Source organism: Pseudomonas ekonensis (assembly GCF_019145435.1).
In the GTDB taxonomy this organism is placed as follows: domain Bacteria; phylum Pseudomonadota; class Gammaproteobacteria; order Pseudomonadales; family Pseudomonadaceae; genus Aquipseudomonas; species Aquipseudomonas ekonensis.
Map to the genome: position 1 here is coordinate 2,114,732 of NZ_JAHSTS010000002.1, position 15,537 is coordinate 2,130,268.

The 15,537-nt window shown below is 64.3% G+C and carries 18 protein-coding genes and 1 pseudogene; 13 read left to right on the forward strand and 6 right to left on the reverse strand.

Annotated features, from left to right (window positions below; translation table 11 throughout):
• The first annotated feature begins 67 nt into the window (after positions 1-67).
• Positions 68-1,750 carry a class II poly(R)-hydroxyalkanoic acid synthase gene (gene phaC / locus KVG96_RS22570; RefSeq protein ID WP_217894007.1) on the forward strand — a complete coding sequence of 561 codons (1,683 nt, stop codon included), beginning with the start codon at positions 68-70 and terminating at the stop codon, positions 1,748-1,750.
• Positions 1,751-1,777: 27 nt separating this feature from the next.
• Positions 1,778-2,398, forward strand: a complete 621-nt coding sequence (locus KVG96_RS22575) for a TetR/AcrR family transcriptional regulator (protein ID WP_217894008.1) — start codon at positions 1,778-1,780, stop codon at positions 2,396-2,398.
• Between the two features lie 188 nt (positions 2,399-2,586).
• Here the strand turns inward: KVG96_RS22575 and KVG96_RS22580 are convergent, their stop codons facing one another.
• From KVG96_RS22580 to KVG96_RS22590, 3 genes are all read right to left on the reverse strand, one after another.
• The gene (locus KVG96_RS22580) at positions 2,587-3,387 is read right to left on the reverse strand and encodes a phasin family protein (RefSeq protein WP_217894009.1); all 801 of its coding nucleotides are present in this window, start codon (positions 3,385-3,387) and stop codon (positions 2,587-2,589) included.
• A gap of 10 nt (positions 3,388-3,397) precedes the next feature.
• Positions 3,398-3,820, reverse strand: a complete 423-nt coding sequence (locus tag KVG96_RS22585) for a phasin family protein (RefSeq protein WP_085585457.1) — start codon at positions 3,818-3,820, stop codon at positions 3,398-3,400.
• 251 nt (positions 3,821-4,071) lie between these two features.
• Positions 4,072-4,347 carry a polyhydroxyalkanoic acid system family protein gene (locus KVG96_RS22590; RefSeq protein WP_217894010.1) on the reverse strand — a complete coding sequence of 92 codons (276 nt, stop codon included), beginning with the start codon at positions 4,345-4,347 and terminating at the stop codon, positions 4,072-4,074.
• Between the two features lie 154 nt (positions 4,348-4,501).
• Here KVG96_RS22590 and ubiE point away from each other — a divergent pair, with 154 nt between their 5' ends.
• The 11 genes and pseudogenes from ubiE to KVG96_RS27895 all read left to right on the forward strand — a co-directional run bounded on the left by ubiE (position 4,502) and on the right by KVG96_RS27895 (position 12,621).
• Entirely contained in the window at positions 4,502-5,272 is a 771-nt protein-coding gene (gene ubiE, locus KVG96_RS22595) for a bifunctional demethylmenaquinone methyltransferase/2-methoxy-6-polyprenyl-1,4-benzoquinol methylase UbiE (RefSeq protein ID WP_217894011.1), read from the forward strand.
• Positions 5,272-5,895, forward strand: coding sequence for a ubiquinone biosynthesis accessory factor UbiJ (locus tag KVG96_RS22600; protein WP_217894012.1), 624 nt, complete (start codon positions 5,272-5,274; stop codon positions 5,893-5,895). The genes ubiE and KVG96_RS22600 overlap by 1 nt, the downstream gene beginning before the upstream one ends.
• Positions 5,892-7,496 (forward strand): ubiquinone biosynthesis regulatory protein kinase UbiB, encoded by a 1,605-nt coding sequence (gene ubiB, locus KVG96_RS22605; RefSeq protein WP_217894013.1) that lies wholly within the window; start codon positions 5,892-5,894, stop codon positions 7,494-7,496. The genes KVG96_RS22600 and ubiB overlap by 4 nt, the downstream gene beginning before the upstream one ends.
• Positions 7,497-7,619: 123 nt before the next feature.
• Entirely contained in the window at positions 7,620-8,024 is a 405-nt protein-coding gene (gene hisI, locus KVG96_RS22610) for a phosphoribosyl-AMP cyclohydrolase (protein WP_217894014.1), read from the forward strand.
• Entirely contained in the window at positions 8,017-8,349 is a 333-nt protein-coding gene (locus KVG96_RS22615) for a phosphoribosyl-ATP diphosphatase (protein WP_085585469.1), read from the forward strand. The genes hisI and KVG96_RS22615 overlap by 8 nt, the downstream gene beginning before the upstream one ends.
• A gap of 25 nt (positions 8,350-8,374) precedes the next feature.
• Entirely contained in the window at positions 8,375-8,653 is a 279-nt protein-coding gene (locus KVG96_RS22620; RefSeq protein ID WP_085585471.1) for a twin-arginine translocase TatA/TatE family subunit, read from the forward strand.
• Between the two features lie 10 nt (positions 8,654-8,663).
• On the forward strand, positions 8,664-9,110 hold the full coding sequence (tatB, locus tag KVG96_RS22625; RefSeq protein ID WP_085695049.1) for a Sec-independent protein translocase protein TatB: 447 nt from the start codon (positions 8,664-8,666) through the stop codon (positions 9,108-9,110).
• The gene (tatC, locus tag KVG96_RS22630; protein ID WP_085585475.1) at positions 9,107-9,895 is read left to right on the forward strand and encodes a twin-arginine translocase subunit TatC; all 789 of its coding nucleotides are present in this window, start codon (positions 9,107-9,109) and stop codon (positions 9,893-9,895) included. Before tatB ends, tatC begins: the two co-directional genes overlap by 4 nt.
• Positions 9,892-10,599, forward strand: coding sequence for a 16S rRNA (uracil(1498)-N(3))-methyltransferase (locus tag KVG96_RS22635; protein WP_114881123.1), 708 nt, complete (start codon positions 9,892-9,894; stop codon positions 10,597-10,599). The genes tatC and KVG96_RS22635 overlap by 4 nt, the downstream gene beginning before the upstream one ends.
• A gap of 222 nt (positions 10,600-10,821) precedes the next feature.
• A pseudogene (locus KVG96_RS27890) lies at positions 10,822-11,706 on the forward strand (methyl-accepting chemotaxis protein); the annotation flags it as partial.
• Between the two features lie 210 nt (positions 11,707-11,916).
• The gene (locus tag KVG96_RS27895) at positions 11,917-12,621 is read left to right on the forward strand and encodes a methyl-accepting chemotaxis protein (protein ID WP_400835616.1); all 705 of its coding nucleotides are present in this window, start codon (positions 11,917-11,919) and stop codon (positions 12,619-12,621) included.
• Positions 12,622-12,775: 154 nt separating this feature from the next.
• Here KVG96_RS27895 and KVG96_RS22645 read toward each other — a convergent pair whose 3' ends face one another.
• The 3 genes from KVG96_RS22645 to KVG96_RS22655 all read right to left on the reverse strand — a co-directional run bounded on the left by KVG96_RS22645 (position 12,776) and on the right by KVG96_RS22655 (position 15,435).
• Entirely contained in the window at positions 12,776-13,510 is a 735-nt protein-coding gene (locus KVG96_RS22645) for an amino acid ABC transporter ATP-binding protein (RefSeq protein WP_217894016.1), read from the reverse strand.
• Positions 13,503-14,462, reverse strand: a complete 960-nt coding sequence (locus KVG96_RS22650; protein WP_217894017.1) for an amino acid ABC transporter permease — start codon at positions 14,460-14,462, stop codon at positions 13,503-13,505. The genes KVG96_RS22645 and KVG96_RS22650 overlap by 8 nt, the downstream gene beginning before the upstream one ends.
• Before the next feature lie 175 nt (positions 14,463-14,637).
• Positions 14,638-15,435: a transporter substrate-binding domain-containing protein gene (locus KVG96_RS22655; RefSeq protein ID WP_217894018.1), complete on the reverse strand. Its 798-nt coding sequence runs from the start codon at positions 15,433-15,435 to the stop codon at positions 14,638-14,640.
• Positions 15,436-15,537: the final 102 nt, after the last annotated feature.

The window sequence follows — 15,537 nt, forward strand, 5'->3', positions numbered from 1 at the left end:
AACAGCGTCTATGGTTCTCTGGTTCGGTGTGTTTGTGTTTGGCCTGAAGACGAAGGAGTGTTGACTCATGCGCGACAAACCAGCGACCGGCGTGGTGCCCAGCCCCGCCGTGTTCATCAATGCACAAAGCGCGATGACCGGGCTGCGCGGCCGCGACCTGATCTCGACCCTGCGCAGCGTCGCGGCCCATGGCCTGCGCAACCCGATCCACAGCGCACGCCACGCCTTGAGGCTAGGAAGCCAGCTGGGCCGCGTCCTGCTCGGTGAGACCCTGCACCCGATCAACGCGCAGGACACCCGCTTCAGCGATCCGGCCTGGAGCCTCAATCCGTTCTACCGGCGCAGCCTTCAGGCCTACCTGAGCTGGCAGAAACAGGTCAAGAGCTGGATCGACGAGAGCAGCATGAGCGAAGACGACCGGGCCCGCGCGCAGTTCGCCTTCAGCCTGCTCAACGATGCCGTGGCGCCGTCCAACACCCTGCTCAATCCGCTGGCGGTCAAGGAGCTGTTCAACTCCGGCGGGCAGAGCCTGGTGCGCGGCCTGGGCCACCTGATCGACGACCTGCTGCACAACGACGGCCTGCCGCGCCAGGTCTCGAAGCAGGCGTTCGAGATCGGCAAGACCGTCGCCACCACCACCGGCTCCGTGGTGTTTCGCAACGAGATGCTGGAGCTGATCCAGTACCGGCCGATGAGCGAGAAACAGTACGCCAAGCCGCTGCTGGTGGTGCCGCCGCAGATCAACAAGTACTACATCTTCGACCTCAGCCCGCACAACAGCTTCGTCCAGTTCGCCCTCAAGAACGGCCTGCAGACCTTCATGATCAGCTGGCGCAACCCGGACGTGCGCCACCGCGAATGGGGCCTGTCGACCTACGTCGAGGCGGTGGAGGAAGCGATGAACGTCTGCCGCTCGATCACCGGCGCCCGCGACGTCAACCTGATGGGCGCCTGCGCCGGCGGCCTCACCATCGCCGCCCTGCAAGGCCACCTGCAGGCCAAGCGGCAGCTGCGCCGGGTCTCCAGCGCCACCTACCTGGTGAGCCTGCTCGACAGCCAGTTCGACACGCCGGCGACGCTGTTCGCCGACGAGCAGACCCTCGAGGCGGCCAAGCGCCGCTCCTACCAGCGGGGCGTGCTCGACGGCCGCGACATGGCCAAGGTGTTCGCCTGGATGCGCCCCAACGACCTGATCTGGAACTACTTCGTCAACAACTACTTGCTGGGCAAGGTGCCGCCGCCGTTCGACATCCTCTACTGGAACAACGACAGCACCCGCCTGCCGGCGGCGTTCCACGGCGACCTGCTGGACTTCTTCAAGCACAACCCGCTGACCCACCCCGGCGGCCTGGAAGTGTGCGGCACGCCGATCGACCTGCAGAAGGTCACGGTCGACAGCTTCAGCGTGGCCGGCATGAACGACCACATCACGCCGTGGGACGCGGTGTACCGCTCGACCCTGCTGCTGGGCGGCGAGCGGCGCTTCGTGCTGTCCAACAGCGGCCACGTGCAGAGCATCCTCAACCCGCCAGGCAACCCGAAGGCCAACTACGTCGAGAACGGCAAGCTGAGCGGCGACCCCCGCGCCTGGTACTACGACGCGAAGAAGGTCGACGGCAGCTGGTGGACGCAGTGGCTGGAATGGATCCAGCAGCGCTCCGGCGCGCAGCGCGAGACCCAGATGACCCTCGGCAGCCCCGACTACCCAACGATGGAAGCGGCCCCCGGCACCTACGTGCGCGTGCGCTGACGCCCCGAAACCTTTTAAGAAGACTGGATGAAAACCCGCGACCGGATTCTCGAATGTGCCCTGCAGCTGTTCAACGAAAAGGGCGAGCCGAACGTCTCCACCATGGAGGTTGCCAACGAGATGGGGATCAGCCCCGGCAACCTCTACTACCACTTCCACGGCAAGGAGCCGCTGATCCTCGGGCTGTTCGAGCGCTTCCAGGGCGAACTGGCGCCGTTGCTCGACCCGCCCGCCGACGTCGAGCTGGCGCCGGAGGACTACTGGCTGTTCCTGCACCTGATCGTCGAGCGCCTGGCGCTCTACCGGTTCCTGTTCCAGGACCTGTCGAACCTGTCCGGGCGCCTGCCGAAGCTGGCCAAGGGCATCCGCAACCTGCTCAACGTCCTCAAGCGCACGCTGGCGTCCTTGCTGGCGCGCCTGAAGGCGCAGGGGCTGCTGGTCAGCGACACCCAGGCCCTGGGGCAACTGGTGGAGCAGATCACCCTGACCTTGCTGTTCTCCCTGGACTACCAGCGGATCCTCGACCGCGAGGGCGAGGTGAGGCTGGTGGTGTACCAGATCATGATGCTGGTGGCCCCGCACCTGCTGCCGCCGATCAAGGTGGCGACGGAACGGTTCGCGCTGCAGTACCTCGAAGAGCACGAATGACCGTCGAATCCCCTTTGCGGGAGCTAGCCTGCTCGCCATAGCGGTGTGTCATTCAGCTTCTCTGGCGACCGGTCCGACGCCTTCGCGGGCAAGCCCGCTCCCACAGGAGACCGCATCGGCTGCGAAGGTGCGGCACAAACAAAAACGCCCGGCCTTCGCAGGCCGGGCGTTTTCTTGAGCCCTGAGGATCAGGACTGACTGGACGGCGCCGACGGGGTCGGTGCGGCAGTCGGGGTCACGGCAGATGCCGGTGCGGCGGCGGAGTTCGACGCGCTGACCGGAGCGGCCGGGGTCGCAGGCTTGGCGGCTGCGGCCGGTTTCGGCGCAGCGGCTTTCGGTGCGGCCGGCTTTTTCACTGCCGGTTTCTTCGCGGCAGCCGGTTTGGCGGCTGGCTTGGCGGCAGCGGTCTTCGCCACAGGTTTGGCGGCGGGTTTGGCCGCCGCTTTCGCAGCCGGTTTGGCCGCTGCGGTTTTCGCCGCAGGCTTGGCGGCCGGTTTGGCGGCGGCCTTGGCCAGCGGCTTGGCCGCAGGTTTCGCAGCCGGCTTGGCCGCTGCGGTTTTGGCCACAGGCTGGGTTTTCAGGCCGGTGAGTTTCTCGATCTGCTTGGTCAGGGTCTCGACCTTGCTGTGCAGCGCCTTGACCTCATTGCGGCTCGGCACGCCCAGACGCGAGATCGCGCTGTTCAGGCGCTTGTCGAAGGCCTCTTCCAGTTCGTCCCACTTGCCCAGGGCGCGGTCTTTCACGCCGCTGATGCGCGACTTGGCCGAGGAAGCGGAGTCCTTGGCGGCGTCGACTTTCTTGCCGACCGCCGATTTGGTGAGTTTCTCGGCCTTTTCGCCGTCTTTGACCAGTGACTCGAAGAGCTTGCTGCCGTCAGTGTCGATCTTCGAGTACACGCCCAGGCCCGCCAGCCAGATCTTGCGGGAGTAGTCTTCGACCTTCCCGATCCACGAGCTGCCTTCTTTATCGGTGTTCTTTTTGCCAGCCATCCCGTTCTCCTTAAGATTTACGCGCGACGCGTTCGAGCAATGCCGTCAGCTCATCGAGCTTAGCAGAGAGTGCCTCAACGTCATGTTTAGACGGAATGCCGATGCGATTCAAGGCACTGGCGACGCGTGTGTCGAACGCCTTCTCGACCTTGTCGAGCTGCACTTCGACCCGGCCCTTGAAGGTGCTGACTTCGCCCTTGGCCTCATCGATCTCGGCGTTGGCCGCTTCGAGTTTTTCGGCGACGGCTTTTTTGCCTTTCTTTTCAACCGCTTGACCGGCCTTGATCAGCTCTTGAAAGTAGTCGCTGCCCTCTTGGCCGACCTTGGCGTAGGCACCCAGGCCTGCCAGCCAGATCTTGCGGGCATAGGATTTGACGTCGCTCAGAGCGGAAGTCGAAGCGTCGATTTTTTTCTTCAAAATGACTTTGGCCATGGTGCACCTCACGCGCAGAAGGTTTGAGGAACTGCCCGGACGAGTGTCGGGCTCAGGCACAAAGTAGGGAGAAAAATTAGAAACGGCACCCTAACAACTGACATAAAGCAGGTGAACGTGACACGGTACCTGTGGGAGCGGGCTTGCCCGCGAAGGCCATGTTCCTGCCACAAGAAATCTTGCGGATGTACCGGCCTCTTCGCGGGCAAGCCCGCTCCCACAGGATTATCTGTTCGCCGCAAAGACCGGGTTCAGGCCAGCGCCTTGTCCAGCGCCTTCTCGATCTCGGCTTTGATCATGCCGCCCATGGCCGACATCATCAGGCCCAGTTCCACGTCGACGCGAATCGAATCCTCGGCCACATGCACCGCGCCCTTCACGCCGGAGCGCTTGAGGTTCAGGGTGTCGCCCGACCACTGCGGCTCCAGGCCGTACTGGTCGGAGAGTTTCTGCGCCAGCTTGTCGGCTTTCTCGCGGGCGGCGTCCTTGCCCAGGCTATGGGCACGTTCAACACTGATTCGGGCCATCGGATGACTCCTGATTGATGAAGGCTTGTCGGCAGATCCTGACCGCGGCTGCGGCAAATCGTCCCGAGGGTCGCCCATCTTACCTTGAGCCATTCCAAGACAAAGCATGGCTTGGGGATTAGAATGTCGCGCATTCTCTTTTGGTGACAGCGATATGACTGATCAGCGCAAAGGCAGCGATGCCGAACCCACCACCCACTTCGGCTTCAAGAACGTCCCGGAAAGCCAGAAGGCCGAAAAGGTCGCTGAGGTGTTCCACTCCGTGGCCGCCAAGTACGACCTGATGAACGACCTCCTGTCCGGCGGCATGCATCGCCTGTGGAAGCGCTTCGCCATCGAGCTGTCGGGCGTGCGCAGCGGCAACCGCGTGCTGGACATCGCCGGCGGCACCGGCGACCTGACCAAGAAGTTCTCCCACCTCGTCGGCCCGACCGGCCAGGTGGTGCTCGCCGACATCAACGAGTCCATGCTCAAGGTCGGCCGCGACCGCCTGCTGGACGTGGGCGTGTCGGGCAACGTCGAGTTCGTCCAGGCCGACGCCGAAAAGCTGCCGTTCCCGGACAACCACTTCGACTGCGTGACCATCGCCTTCGGCCTGCGCAACGTGACCCACAAGGAAGACGCCCTGCGCTCGATGCTGCGCGTGCTCAAGCCCGGCGGCCGCCTGCTGGTGCTGGAGTTCTCCAAGCCGACCAACGCGCTGATGTCCAAGGCCTACGACGCCTACTCGTTCGCCTTCATGCCGCTGATGGGCAAGCTGATCACCAACGACTCGGAAAGCTACCGTTACCTGGCCGAATCGATCCGCATGCACCCGGACCAGGAAACCCTGAAGTCGATGATGGTCGAGGCCGGCTTCGACCGCGTGACCTATCACAACATGACCTCGGGCATCGTCGCCCTGCACCGCGGCATCAAGCCCTGATGCTGCTGACCGGGCTGCTGGCCAGCGTCGAAACCGGCCTGAACCGGGTGCTGCGCCTCGACAGCACCGCGCTGCCGCGCCTGGCGCACCTGACCGGCAAAGTGATCGCCGTCGATTGCGCAAGCCCGGCGCTGCAACTGTTCATCCTGCCCAGCGACGAAGGCCTGATGCTGGCCTCGCGCTGGGAGACCGGCGTCGACTGCACCCTGCGTGCGCCGGCGTCGGGCCTGGTGAAGCTGGCCCTGAGCAAGGACAAGACCGCGGTGCTGCACGCGCCCGAAGTCGAGCTCGACGGCGACAGCGGCGTGCTGCTGGATCTGGCGGGCATCCTGCAGGACCTGGAGCTGGACTGGGAGTACGAACTCTCGCGCTGGCTCGGCCCCGTCACCACGCAACTGGTCGGCGGCCACCTGCGCAGCCGCGCCCGCTGGTACCGCCAGGGTTTCGCCAGCCTCAACCAGAACCTCGCCGAATACCTGGCCGAAGAGTCGCGCACCCTCGTCGGGCAGCGCGAAGCCGAAGCCCGGTTCCGCGAACTGGACCGGATCAAGCTTGATCTGGAACGTCTCGAGGCGCGTTTCGAGCGCCTTTCCCGATCCCTCGACCCAAGCGATAACGCATGAAGCTGCTTGCCGTCCGCCGTCTGTTGCGCATCCAGCGCGTCGTGATCCGCTACCGACTCGATGACCTGCTGTTCGACCTCCCGTTGCCGTGGTTCCTGCTGGCCCTGCGCTATGTGCTGCCGTGGCGCTGGTTCCCGCGCAAGCCGCTGGAGCTGAGCCGGGGCGCGCGCCTGCGCCTGGCGCTGCAGGATCTGGGGCCGATCTTCATCAAGTTCGGGCAGATCCTTTCGACCCGCCGCGACCTGCTGCCGGAGGACATCGCCGACGAGCTGATGCTGCTGCAGGACCGGGTGCCGCCGTTCGACTCGCAACTGTCGGTGCGGCTGATCGAAGAGCAACTGGGCAAGAAGATTGACGAGGTGTTCAGCCGTTTCGACGTCGAGCCGCTGGCCTCCGCCTCGGTGGCGCAGGTGCATGCCGCCCAGCTCAAGACCGGTGAAGAGGTGGTGGTCAAGGTGATCCGTCCGGGCCTCAAGCCGGTGATCGCCCAGGACCTGGCGTGGCTGTTCATCCTCGCCCGCGCCGCCGAGAAGGTCTCGGCCGATGCCCGCCTGCTGCACCCGGTGGACGTGGTCAGCGACTACGAAAAGACCATCTACGACGAACTCGACCTGCTGCGCGAGGCCGCCAACGCCAGCCAGCTCAAGCGCAACTTCGACGGTTCGCCGCTGCTCTATGTGCCGCAGGTCTATTGGGACTGGTGCCGGCCGAAGGTACTGGTGATGGAGCGCATCTACGGCATCCAGGTGACGGACCTGGCGACCCTGGCCGACCAGCGCACCGACATGAAGATGCTCGCCGAGCGTGGCGTGGAGATCTTCTTCACCCAGGTGTTCCGCGACAGCTTCTTCCACGCCGACATGCACCCGGGCAACATCTTCGTCAGCACGGTCAACCCGTGGAGCCCGCAGTACATCGCCATCGACTGCGGCATCGTCGGCAGCCTGACCCCGCAGGACCAGGACTACCTGGCCCGCAACCTGTTCGCCTTCTTCAAGCGCGACTACCGCCGCGTGGCTCAGTTGCACATCGATTCGGGCTGGGTGCCGGCGGAAACCAAGCTCAACGAATTCGAAGCGGCGATCCGCACCGTGTGCGAACCGATCTTCGAAAAACCGTTAAAAGATATTTCATTTGGCCAGGTGCTGATGCGTCTGTTCCAGACGGCGCGGCGCTTCAACATGGAAGTCCAGCCGCAACTGGTGCTGCTGCAGAAGACCCTGCTGAACATCGAAGGCCTGGGCCGTCAGCTGTATCCGGAGCTGGACCTGTGGAACACCGCCCAGCCGTTCCTCGAACGCTGGATGCGCGAGCGCGTGAGCCCCAAGGCCTTGATCGGCAACGTGCAGAGCCAGTTCGAACAGCTGCCGCACCTGGCCAACATGGCCCGCGACCTGCTCGAGCGCCTGTCCCAGCCCCACGCCGGCGACCCGCCGCCGCCGTGGAAAAAGCGCAAGGACGACTGGTTCCTGCGCCTGCTCGGCAGCGCCCATCTGGCGGGCGGCACGATCCTCGCCGCCGGCGGTCCGCTGCACGAATTGGGGCACTGGCCCGCCGGGATCATGGTGGCAGTGGGCTTGTATCTGGTCGTTCGTCGATAGCAGGAATCAGCTGCAAGCGATAAGCTCTGAGCTTCAAGCTTCAAGCTTCAAGCTTGAGTACGACCCGATTGCTTTCACTTGCAGCTTGAAGCCAAAAGCTTGCAGCTGCTTCAGGAACTGAAGATGAACAACTGGCTGGACGAGATCAAGTGGGACGCCGATGGCCTGGTACCGGCGATCGCCCAGGATCACAAAACCGGACGCGTGCTGATGATGGCCTGGATGAACCGCGAGGCGCTCGAGCTGACCGCTGCCGAAAACCGTGCAATCTACTGGTCACGTTCCCGTGGCAAGCTGTGGCGCAAGGGAGAGGAGTCCGGCCATGTGCAGACCCTGCACGAAATGCGCCTGGACTGCGACGCCGACGTGATCATCCTGATGGTCGAGCAGATCGGCGACATCGCCTGCCACACCGGCCGTCAGAGCTGCTTCTACCGCGTCTTCGAAAACGGCGACTGGAAAACGGTCGACCCGGTCCTGAAAGACCCGCACGCCATCTATTCCGCTGCAGGACACACACATGAGTGACACCCTGACCCGCCTCGCCCAGGTGCTCGAAGAGCGCAAGGGCGCGGCCGCCGACACCTCGTATGTCGCCAGCCTGTACCACAAGGGCCTGAACAAGATTCTGGAGAAGGTCGGCGAAGAGTCGGTGGAGACCATCATCGCCGCCAAGGACGCCGCCGTCAGCGGCGACTGCAGCGACGTGATCTACGAGACCGCCGACCTGTGGTTCCACAGCCTGGTCATGCTCGCCCAGCTCGGGCAGCACCCGCAGGCTGTGCTGGATGAGCTGGACCGTCGCTTCGGCCTGTCCGGACACGCCGAGAAAGCCTCGCGTCCGTCCGCCTGAAAACCAATTAGAGAGGAGCTGCAAGATGGGCATTTTTGACTGGAAACACTGGATCGTCATTCTGGTGGTCGTGGTGCTGGTGTTCGGCACCAAGAAACTGAAGAACCTGGGCACCGACGTCGGCGAATCGATCAAAGGCTTTCGCAAGGCCATGAACGACGACGAGAAACCGGCCGACCCGGGTGCCGCGCCTGCGCAACCGGTGCCGCCGGTGCAGCCGCAAGCCACCGCCCAGGCCAACCCGCCGCACACCATCGACGTGCAGGCGCAGAAGGTCGAAGAGCCGATCCGCAAAGACGTGTGAGCACTGACTAATGTTTGGTATCAGCTTCTCTGAACTGCTGCTCGTCGGCCTCGTCGCCCTGCTGGTGCTGGGCCCCGAGCGCCTGCCGGGCGCTGCGCGCACCGCCGGCCTGTGGGTCGGGCGGTTGAAGCGCAGCTTCAACGCGATCAAACAGGAAGTTGAACGTGAGATCGGTGCCGACGAAATCCGTCGGCAACTGCACAACGAGCACATCCTGTCCCTGGAGCAGGAGGCTCGCAAGATCCTCACGCCGGTCCAGCAGGAACCGACGCCGGTCGAGCATGTGGGCGGGCAGACGATCCACAGCCCTGCGGCGCCGACTCCTGCGGCTCCTGCGCCAGCGCCGGCCGAACCCGCGCCCGCCGCCGCAGCGGCCCCGGCCGAACCTGTTGCCCCAGCTGCCGCGCCGACCGCGCCGGCCCCTCACGACCCGACATTGCCACCGCGAGCCCCATGAGCGATCTCCCCGAAAACGACCAGCACATGCCGCTGGTTTCGCACCTCACCGAGTTGCGCACCCGTCTGCTGCGTTGCGTCGCGGCGATCTTCATCATCTTCGCCGGGCTGTTCGCCTTCACCCAGCAGATCTACACCTTCGTCTCGACGCCGCTGCGCCAGTACCTGCCGGCCGGCGCGACGATGATCGCCACCGACGTGTCGTCGCCGTTCCTGACGCCTCTGAAGCTGACGATGATGGTCTCGCTGTTCCTGGCGATCCCGGTGATCCTGCACCAGATCTGGGGCTTCATCGCACCGGGCCTGTACAAGCATGAAAAACGCGTCGCGGTGCCGCTGCTGATTTCCAGCATCCTGCTGTTCTACACCGGCATGGCGTTCGCCTACTTCTTCGTGTTCCCGCTGATCTTCAAGTTCTTCGCCTCCGCCACCCCGGCCGGCGTCGAGATGATGACCGACATCACCAGCTACCTCGATTTCGTCATGACGCTGTTCTTCGCCTTCGGCGTGGCGTTCGAGATCCCGGTGGCCGTGGTGCTGCTGGTATGGATCGGCGTGGTCGACGTCAAGTACCTGAAGAAGATCCGCCCGTACGTGATCATCGGCTGCTTCGTGGTCGGCATGATCCTCACCCCGCCGGACATCTTCTCCCAGACCCTGCTGGCCGTGCCGATGTGGATGCTGTTCGAAGTCGGCATCCTGTTCGGCAGCCTGGTGAGCAAGCGCGAACGCCCGGACGAGACCGCCGACGACCACAACGACCAGCCGCCAGCGACCCAGCCATGAACCTGCTGCTGCTCGAAGAGGCCGATTTCATTGCGGCCGACCGCGTCGTGCTGCGCGACCGCCGTCTGACCCACATGCAGGAAGTCCATCGCTCGGAAGTCGGCGACAGCCTGCGGGTCGGGCGTATCAACGGGTTGATGGGCTCGGCCGAGCTGCTGCGCCTGGAAGCGGGCGAAGCCGAGCTGCAGGTCACCCTCGATCAGCCACCGCCGGCCAAACTGCCGCTGACCCTGGTACTCGCCCTGCCACGCCCGAAGATGCTGCGTCGGGTGTTCCAGACCGTGGCGACCATGGGTGTGTCGAAGGTGATTCTGGTCAACAGCTATCGCGTCGAGAAAAGCTTCTGGCAGACGCCGTTCCTGGAACCGGAAGCGATTCGCGAGAATTTGATCCTCGGCCTCGAACAGGCCCGGGATACCGTGCTGCCGGAAATCATCATCGAGAAACGCTTCAAGCCATTCGTTGAAGATCGCCTGCCGGCCATCACCGACGGCACCCTCGGTCTGGTCGGTCATCCCGGCAACTTCCCGCCCTGCCCCCGCGCCCTGAGCGAACCGGTGACCCTGGCCATCGGCCCCGAAGGTGGCTGGATCCCCTACGAAATCGATCTGCTGGGCAAATCCGGCCTGCAGCCGGTGCAACTGGGCGATCGCATCCTGCGGGTGGAAACCGCCGTCACCGCCCTGCTCGCCCGCTTGTTCTGAACCTGCCGGCGTCATTCGGCGCCGGACAAATCGCGTTACAGATTGCCATCATCCAGCCGATACAGTCTCCATAAGTCCAATTAGTGGTCCGAGGGGAGTCGTCGCATGTACCGTTGGTTAGCCGAGAATCTTGGAAACGTCAGCGTCAAACGCAAGCTGGGCATCGGCTTCGGCCTGGTGCTGCTGCTGACGCTGTTGATCACCTTCACCGGCTGGACCGGCATGAGCGGCATCATCAGCCGCGGTGACAAACTCGGTTTCATCTCGAGCCTCAACGAGCTGACCAAGGACCTGCGTCTGGCGCGCCTGGACTACGAAATGCGCCGTGGCGAACAAGGCCCGGGCGCGGTCAATGACCTGCTCGGCAAACTCGACAGCGGATTGCAAACCGCCCGCAGTCTGATCGAGCAACCGTCGGACGCAACGAAAGTCGATCAGCAACTGGCGGCCGTCGCCGAGTACAAACGCGCCTTCGCCGACATGGTGCAGGCCGGCGCCAATCGCGAAGATGCCCGCAGCAAGCTGGGTGCCACCGCCGACAACGCCGTGGCCAAGGTCGCCGAAGTCGAAAAATCCATGCTGCAGGGCGACAGCGTTGCCCAGTTCAACGCGGTGATCGACCTGAGCAAGCTGATCCAGCAGGCGCGCTTCCAGGTCCGTGGCTACACCTACAGCGGCAAGACCGAAGCCGAGCAACCGGCCCTCGACGCCATCGACAACGCCCTGAAAAACCTCGAGACCCTGCCGGCCAAGTTGCCTGAGCAACACATCGCCAACCTGCAACAGGCCACCGATTCGCTCAAGGCTTATCGCGCTGCCGTCAGCCAGTTCCGCGATTCTCAGGTGGCCAGCGCCAAGGCTCTGGCCCGCATGTCGGCGCAGGGCGACATCCTGCTCGATGTCAGCAAGCAGCTCACCGAATCCCAGACCGTCGTTCGCGACACCGACGCCGCCAGCGCCAAGAATCAGCTGCTGATCGCCACCCTGCTGGCCGTGGCTTTCGGCCTGCTGGCCGCCTGGGCGATCACCCGGCAGATCATCATTCCGCTGAACCAGACCCTGAAAGTCGCCGAGCGCGTAGCCTCCGGCGACCTGACCCACAACCTGATCTCCCAGCGCCGCGACGAACTCGGCCAGCTGCAGCGCTCGATGCAGAGCATGAACCAGGGCCTGCGCGAACTGATCGGCGGCATCAGCGACGGCGTCACCCAGATCGCCAGCGCCGCCGAAGAACTGTCGGCCGTGACCGAGCAGACCAGCGCCGGGGTGAACAATCAAAAGGTCGAGACCGACCAGGTGGCCACCGCCATGAACGAAATGGCCGCCACCGTGCAGGAAGTCGCGCGTAACGCCGAGGAAGCCTCGGAGGCCGCCGTCGCCGCCGACCAGCAGGCCCGCGAAGGCGACAAGGTGGTCGGCGAGGCCATCGCCCAGATCGAGCGCCTGGCCGTCGAGGTGGGGCACTCCACCGAGGCCATGGGCGAACTCAAGCGCGAAAGCGACAAGATCGGCAGCGTGCTCGACGTGATCAAGTCCGTGGCCCAGCAAACCAACCTGCTGGCCCTCAACGCCGCCATCGAGGCGGCCCGCGCCGGCGAGGCCGGCCGTGGCTTCGCGGTGGTGGCGGACGAAGTGCGCAGCCTGGCCCAGCGCACCCAGAAATCCACCGAAGAGATCGAAGAGCTGATCGTCGGCCTGCAGAACGGCACCCAGCAAGTGGCGACGATCATGGACAACAGCCGCACCCTGACCGACAGCAGCGTGGAACTGACCCGCCGCGCCGGCGGCTCGCTGGACAGCATCACCCGCACCGTGTCGGCGATCCAGGCGATGAACCAGCAGATCGCGGCGGCGGCCGAGCAGCAGAGCGCCGTGGCCGAAGAGATCAACCGCAGCGTGCTGAACGTGCGGGACGTGTCGGACCAGACCTCGGCGGCCAGCGAAGAGACGGCGGCCTCCAGCGTCGAGCTGGCGCGCCTGGGCACTCACCTGCAAACGCTGGTGGGGCGGTTCAAGGTCTGAGCTGATGCATTGACCCCGGTTCACTGCGGATCTGTGTGATGCCATCGCTGGCAAGCCAGCTCCCAAAGTGACCGAGTTGAACACAGACTTTATGGTCGACCGAAAACCTGTGGGAGCTGGCTTGCCAGCGATGGCGTCCGAAAGGACGCCGCCGTTAGAGGACTTGGCGCAGGAAGGCCTGCGCCCGCGGATCCTTCGGCGCCGCGAAGAACCGCTCCGGCGCAGCGTCCTCCAGCAGTTTGCCGTGATCGAAGAACAGCACCCGGTCCGCCACTTCACGGGCAAAGCCCATCTCGTGGGTCACGCAGACCATGGTCATGCCTTCCACGGCCAGGTTCTTCATCACATCCAGCACTTCACCGACCATTTCCGGATCAAGGGCCGAAGTCGGCTCGTCGAACAGCATCACCTTCGGATCCATCGCCAGCGCCCGGGCGATCGCCACCCGCTGCTGCTGGCCGCCGGAGAGGCGCGACGGGTACTCGCGGGCCTTCTGCGCGATGCCGACCTTCTCCAGCAGCGCCAGGGCCTTGGCCTCGCTTTCCTTCTGCCCGCGCTTGCGCACGATCTTCTGCGCCAGGCACAGGTTCTCCAGCACGGTCATGTGCGGGAACAGGTTGAAATGCTGGAACACCATGCCGACTTCGCGGCGGTAGGCGTTGATGTCGGTCTTGGGGTCGGCCAGTTGCAGGCCGCCGATGCTCACGGAACCGGAGTCGAACTGCTCCAGGCCGTTGAGGCAGCGCAGGAAGGTCGACTTGCCCGAGCCGGACGGGCCGATCACCACCAGCACTTCGCCCTTGGCGACGGAGGTGCTGACGTTGTCCACCGCACGCACCACCTGGCCGCGGGTGTCGAAGACTTTTACCAGATCGCGGACTTCAATCACTTTGCGCGAGCCTCCGCTCGAGCCGGCTGGCGATTTTCGACAGCGGCAGGTTGATCAACAGGTACAGGCCGGCGACGCAGAACAGGATCTCGAACGGCGAGAACGAGGTGGTGATGACCTCCCGGCCGCTCTTGAGCAGCTCGGTGATGGCGATCACCGACACCAGCGAGGTGTCCTTCACCAGGCTGATGAACTGCCCGGCCAGCGGCGGCAGCACGCGCTTGAAGGCCTGCGGCAGCACCACATGGCGCATCGACTGGCCGGCGCTCAGGCCCAGCGAGCGGGCGGCCTCGTTCTGGCCGCGGGCGATCGACTGCACGCCGGAGCGGATGATCTCGGCCACGTAGGCGCCGGTGAACAGCGACAGCGCGGCGATCCCGGCGAACTCCCGGGACAGGTTCATCACCGTGCCGATGAAGAAATAGAAGATGAAGATCTGCACCAGCAGCGGCGTGCCGCGCACCAGTTCGACGTAGATCGTCGAAAGGTCGCGCAGGGTCGGATTGCTCGAGAGCCGGCACAACCCCGTCGCCAGGCCGATCAGCAGCCCCAGCACGCCGGACACCAGCGACAGCCACAGCGTCGTCCACAGCCCCCACAGCAGCGGCCCCGCCGCCCAATGCCGGGTGACGCCCACCACGTCGCCTTCGGCGACATCATCGCCCTGGGCGAACTGCAGGCTGTTCTCGTCGACGGTCAGGCGCTGCTCGTCACCGGCGTCGTTGCGCAGGGTGACCTCGGCGCTGCCGCCCTTGCGCACCAGTTCGCTGACGGTGGAGATGTCGGCGGCGCGGTGGGTTTCCTCGGCCTGATAGGCGAAGTACTGCGGCACGCGGTTCCAGCGCCACTCGTAGGACATCAGCGAGGTCGCGTAGTACAGCGCGCCGGCCAGGCCGATCAGCACCAGCACGGTCAGGATGTGCCAGGGCCATTGGGCTTTCTTATGTTTCATTGGATTTGCAGGTTCCGAAATCTGTGTCGCTTGGAAGGCCGCTATCGCGGGCAAGCCCGCTCCCACAGGGAATTGGGCGAACACAAATGATGTGTCCGACGCGAAACCTGTGGGAGCGGGCTTGCCCGCGATTGGAGCGACTCGGCCTTACTGACCCGTCGCCATGATAACGGGCTTATTCCATGTCCTTGAGCCACTCGGTGCTCTTGAACCACTTGTCATGGATGCGATCGTAGGTGCCGTCTTCGTGGATCTGGTGCAGGAAGTTGTTGATGAAGTTGATGCTGTCGTAGTCGCCCTTCTTCAGGCCGAAGGCCAGCGGCTCGTAGGTGAACGGCTTGTCGAGGAACACCAGCTTGCCGGCGCCGACCTTGTTCACCGCCACCACGTTGTACGGCGCGTCGTAGATGAAGGCGTCGGCCTTGCCGTTGACCACGTCGAGCACGGCTTCCTGCTCGTTGTCGTAGCCGTGGTACTTGGCCTTGGCGATCAGCTTCTTGGCCACCAGCTCGCCGGTGGTGCCGAGCTTGGAGGTGATGCGGTAGTCGGCGGTGTTCAGGTCCTTGTAGGACTTGACGGTGCCTTCCAGCTCCTTGCGGATCAGCAGGGTCTGGCCGACCACGATGAACGGTTCGCTGAAGTTCAGGCGCAGGTTGCGTTCCTGGGTCAGGGTCATGCCGCTGCCGATCATGTCGAACTTGTCGGTCATCAGCGCCGGGATGATCCCGTCGTAGCCGGTGGACACCAGCTCCAGCTTGACGCCCATGGCCTTGGTCATGGCCTTGAGGAGGTCGACTTCGAAGCCGATGATCTCGCCGCGCTTGTTGGTCATCTCGAACGGCATGTAGGTCGGATCCATGCCGACCTTCAACGAACCGCGCTTGACCGCGTCATCGATGGCGCCGGCCTGTGCCGCATTGACCGCAACCAGTGCCGTGACGCCGACCAGCAGCATCGACAGATACTTCTTCATCTTCAAGTCCCCAAAACCATTGCATGTGCGGCGCGAAAACGACAGAAGCAGGCAAGTACGCCCGGGCGCGCCAATTCGGGGACGGATGCTAACGCACTCACT

Coding starts and splice junctions, on each gene's coding strand:
- ubiE (WP_217894011.1), top strand. CDS start 4,502: ATGACTGATCAGCGCAAAGGCAGCGATGCCGAACCCACCACCCACTTC.
- phaC (WP_217894007.1), top strand. CDS start 68: ATGCGCGACAAACCAGCGACCGGCGTGGTGCCCAGCCCCGCCGTGTTC.
- KVG96_RS22650 (WP_217894017.1), bottom strand. CDS start 14,462: ATGAAACATAAGAAAGCCCAATGGCCCTGGCACATCCTGACCGTGCTG.
- hisI (WP_217894014.1), top strand. CDS start 7,620: ATGAACAACTGGCTGGACGAGATCAAGTGGGACGCCGATGGCCTGGTA.
- KVG96_RS22600 (WP_217894012.1), top strand. CDS start 5,272: ATGCTGCTGACCGGGCTGCTGGCCAGCGTCGAAACCGGCCTGAACCGG.
- KVG96_RS22580 (WP_217894009.1), bottom strand. CDS start 3,387: ATGGCTGGCAAAAAGAACACCGATAAAGAAGGCAGCTCGTGGATCGGG.
- KVG96_RS22575 (WP_217894008.1), top strand. CDS start 1,778: ATGAAAACCCGCGACCGGATTCTCGAATGTGCCCTGCAGCTGTTCAAC.
- tatB (WP_085695049.1), top strand. CDS start 8,664: ATGTTTGGTATCAGCTTCTCTGAACTGCTGCTCGTCGGCCTCGTCGCC.
- KVG96_RS27895 (WP_400835616.1), top strand. CDS start 11,917: ATGGCCGCCACCGTGCAGGAAGTCGCGCGTAACGCCGAGGAAGCCTCG.
- KVG96_RS22655 (WP_217894018.1), bottom strand. CDS start 15,435: ATGAAGAAGTATCTGTCGATGCTGCTGGTCGGCGTCACGGCACTGGTT.
- KVG96_RS22615 (WP_085585469.1), top strand. CDS start 8,017: ATGAGTGACACCCTGACCCGCCTCGCCCAGGTGCTCGAAGAGCGCAAG.
- ubiB (WP_217894013.1), top strand. CDS start 5,892: ATGAAGCTGCTTGCCGTCCGCCGTCTGTTGCGCATCCAGCGCGTCGTG.
- KVG96_RS22635 (WP_114881123.1), top strand. CDS start 9,892: ATGAACCTGCTGCTGCTCGAAGAGGCCGATTTCATTGCGGCCGACCGC.
- KVG96_RS22585 (WP_085585457.1), bottom strand. CDS start 3,820: ATGGCCAAAGTCATTTTGAAGAAAAAAATCGACGCTTCGACTTCCGCT.
- tatC (WP_085585475.1), top strand. CDS start 9,107: ATGAGCGATCTCCCCGAAAACGACCAGCACATGCCGCTGGTTTCGCAC.
- KVG96_RS22590 (WP_217894010.1), bottom strand. CDS start 4,347: ATGGCCCGAATCAGTGTTGAACGTGCCCATAGCCTGGGCAAGGACGCC.
- KVG96_RS22620 (WP_085585471.1), top strand. CDS start 8,375: ATGGGCATTTTTGACTGGAAACACTGGATCGTCATTCTGGTGGTCGTG.